Raw genomic sequence first — 2,973 nt, forward strand, 5'->3', positions numbered from 1 at the left:
CGCCGCATTTGTCCGCGTTCGTGGTACCGCTGACCAAAGACAGACGCTTAAGCGCAAAGGAATTCATCGGCAGCCGGGACAAAATGCGCGCCGATCAGACCAGCTATGCCGGTCGTGTCGCAGACTTGGGCCTCGAGCGCGGGATTGAGGGCAGCAAGGCAACGCATCAAACGATCCAGCAGCATTACGCGGCCATCAAACGCGGTACAGAACCTTTGGCGATGATCGCGCCAAAGGAGGTGGAACCGCGGGTACTGCGCAAGGGGCTGTTTTCAACCGACGTCGAGACACCGGAAGCAATTGCTGAGCGTTTGACCAGGTCAGTGAGTGAGGAGCTTTCTGGGACCATCGCTGCGGCCTCTACTGCGCTGCAGGAGCGTCGTAGAGCAAAAGAGATGCAGGATACGGCCAATGACCTAAGAAAACGCCTAGAAACGCTTCAGGGCGCTTTCAAGGGGCTTACCAAGGATCAGGTGACCCAAGTGCTTAGGGTCGCAATGACATATCAGATGGAGAACGCCAAATCCAAGCAACAGCGCAAGGCGGTAGGTCGTGAAAATGGTAGAAATGCGTCCGATCGTGGGCGCTCACGGTGATTTGATGGATTGCTCGTAACGATCGAGAACGGCTAGCTCGTCAACCGCATCCTCTGCGGTGAGTTCAGCACGCAATTGAGCGGCATAAGTTGGATCAGCAGCCAGTGCCTTCTTCATCGCATTGCCGTGTAAGCGATCTGGCCTGTTTCGAGTAACAAAAATCGGGACAGGACTAGGTACATCATCGAAATCACCAACTTCGATAAACCGTGGTGTTTCGCTCATCAGTTTAAATCCATGTCTGCTTGGTCTGGTGGCGGAAGGGATTCATCAGTGTTTACCAACATGCGGTTATCATCTTCGATAATCGGGATATAGGTTAGCTTCTGCTTGGCTTTCTCACGAAAATCGCTGTCCTGCTCTGAGGCTGCGGCAATGACCGTTGCTGAGAAGACCGCATACTGCCGTTGATTTCGTGCTGCTTGCCAGAACACCCGCTCGTTGACGCAATAGGCACTAGCGTTGCCGATCTTTACGGTGTCGATCCAGTTGTCATCCTTTAGAACCCTGATGGCTCTCCCTACAGTTGCAATGCTGCAACCCGTCACCTCGGCCAGCACGTTGCGACTGCAAACCACGGCATTTGTAGTTCGGCCCATGTGTTCAACCAAGTAATACAAAATCTCATGAGCTACAGGGCTTTTTCTGGCGAGCCCTCGCATCTCTTTGAGGTAGTTACGGGAGAGCTGAACGAAATTGTAGTTTTCTGCGTTCGTATGAGCCTCTGCAAGCTCACCGGGCGGTACTAATCGGCTCATTCTGTGACCTTGGTTGGCTCATTTGGTGATCTACTTATAACTCTAATTTGATCTGGGTTCAATCTCGCAAGCTCACCAGCTATGAGCTTCATGAGGCTCATCAGCTATGAGCCTCGCTTGTATAAAAAACCTTTAAAATCAATTAGTTAAAAAATCAGCCTTCTGTATCTCAATAGGGCTGCGCCCTAGGCGATGCCTTACCCCTGAAAAGCACGGCCTGTCGGCCTGGGAAATGCCTGCCCTTAGGGCAGTTGTTCTTATAGCTTGCAGCGGGCCTATGGCCCTCGCCCAAAGGGGCTTTGCCCCCTTGGAACCCCCACTCTTGCCGCCGAGGGCTCGGGGGGCAGGGAGAAAAGCACTCCCTGCCCCCACTCACGGAGGCTGGGTCATTCCGTGGGCGTCAAGGGGCCGAGTCCTCGCCCTGCGGGCTGCGGGCCGCACCAACCCCTTGACCCCCACTCCATTTGCTCAACTCATCTGACAAATAACCATCTAACACTGCAAAAACAACAAGTCAACAAGATCTTGACAAATGGCAAATAAGTGTGTATTATATTCACAATAACCAATAAATAACGAGGAAATAAATGCCAAACACAATCACCGTTCGTGAGCTTGAAGAGAGAATTCTGGAGCTTGAAGAAATCGTAATCCGCATCAGGGCCCCGCATCTAAGCACAGTTAGAGAGTATGCGTCTAAAGACGGTCCATACACTCGAAAGGCGGCTGGAACCACTTCTATCACCGATTGGCTAGAACAGCGTGTTAAGCCATGCATCGGTGACCTTGAATACAGCATAATTAGTGGTGAATACACCACGCCACATGGACGAACCAAGCTCTCTACTCTTCGAAACAGCTACGAGCAGTGATTTTGCGAAGATTTGAAGTGGAAGGGGGTCAAGGCTCGCGAAGCGACCGCCGTAGGCGGCTTGGCCTTGACGCCCTGGAGCGACCCCAACGCTCAGCCCGGGGGCTGGGGAATGCTTCACCTCCCCAGCTCCCGAGGCCTCGCCGGCGAGAGCGGGGTTCCAAGGGGCGGAGCCCATTGGGCAAGGCGTAGCCGCGCAGGCTTTTGGCCGTGGCCCGAGCGATCTTTGCGAAGCAAAGTCTAGTGAGTACACTTCGAATGAAGTGGCCCGGCGGAGCCAGGCGGTATTTCAGCAACGCGGGATGACATGGCATACGCAATCATGCGAGCGAAAAAGCTCGCCAGCATGGGATCAGTAGCGGCCTCGATGCAGCATTGCTATCGCGAACGCGAGACGCACAATGCTGACCAGGAGCGCACGCCAGACAATCAGCACCTAGTCGCGAAGAGCACAGACGAGGCGATGGGCAAATTGCGCGCTTTGCTGCCAGAGAAACGGCGTAAGGATGCTGTTCTGGCCGTTGAGTACGTCATGACAGCTAGCCCCGAATGGTTCGCTACAGCGACGCCAGAACAGGAAAAGGCGTTTTTCCGACGCTCTGTGCAATGGCTAGCGGATAAGTACGGCGCCGATCGGATCATCATTGCCAGCATTCACCGGGACGAGGCGACGCCGCATTTGTCCGCGTTCGTGGTACCGCTGACCAAAGACAGACGCTTAAGCGCAAAGGAATTCATCGGCAGCCGG

At 54.2% G+C, this 2,973-nt stretch carries 5 protein-coding genes; 3 read left to right on the top strand and 2 right to left on the bottom strand.

The window, feature by feature from the left end:
- A partial coding sequence (locus FS777_RS21170; protein WP_178091309.1) for a plasmid recombination protein occupies positions 1-596 on the top strand: 596 nt, incomplete at its 5' end.
- Here the strand turns inward: FS777_RS21170 and FS777_RS21175 are convergent.
- Together FS777_RS21175 and FS777_RS21180 are read right to left on the bottom strand one after the other, a co-directional pair.
- Positions 588-821, bottom strand: a complete 234-nt coding sequence (locus tag FS777_RS21175; RefSeq protein ID WP_145257565.1) for a hypothetical protein — start codon at positions 819-821, stop codon at positions 588-590. The two genes, FS777_RS21170 and FS777_RS21175, sit on opposite strands and share 9 nt — an antisense overlap.
- Entirely contained in the window at positions 821-1,354 is a 534-nt protein-coding gene (locus FS777_RS21180; protein ID WP_145257568.1) for a replication/maintenance protein RepL, read from the bottom strand. The genes FS777_RS21175 and FS777_RS21180 overlap by 1 nt, the downstream gene beginning before the upstream one ends.
- A gap of 587 nt (positions 1,355-1,941) precedes the next feature.
- Between FS777_RS21180 and FS777_RS21185 the strand changes: the two genes are divergently transcribed.
- Together FS777_RS21185 and mobV are read left to right on the top strand one after the other, a co-directional pair.
- The gene (locus tag FS777_RS21185) at positions 1,942-2,226 is read left to right on the top strand and encodes a hypothetical protein (protein WP_145257571.1); all 285 of its coding nucleotides are present in this window, start codon (positions 1,942-1,944) and stop codon (positions 2,224-2,226) included.
- Between the two features lie 306 nt (positions 2,227-2,532).
- Positions 2,533-2,973 (top strand): MobV family relaxase (gene mobV / locus FS777_RS21190; RefSeq protein WP_178091310.1); only part of this gene is annotated, 441 nt, incomplete at its 3' end.

This window comes from Pseudomonas sp. DE0157, assembly GCF_007678615.1.
In the GTDB taxonomy this organism is placed as follows: domain Bacteria; phylum Pseudomonadota; class Gammaproteobacteria; order Pseudomonadales; family Pseudomonadaceae; genus Aquipseudomonas; species Aquipseudomonas parafulva_B.

Coding starts and splice junctions, on each gene's coding strand:
- FS777_RS21175 (WP_145257565.1), bottom strand. CDS start 821: ATGAGCGAAACACCACGGTTTATCGAAGTTGGTGATTTCGATGATGTA.
- FS777_RS21180 (WP_145257568.1), bottom strand. CDS start 1,354: ATGAGCCGATTAGTACCGCCCGGTGAGCTTGCAGAGGCTCATACGAAC.
- FS777_RS21185 (WP_145257571.1), top strand. CDS start 1,942: ATGCCAAACACAATCACCGTTCGTGAGCTTGAAGAGAGAATTCTGGAG.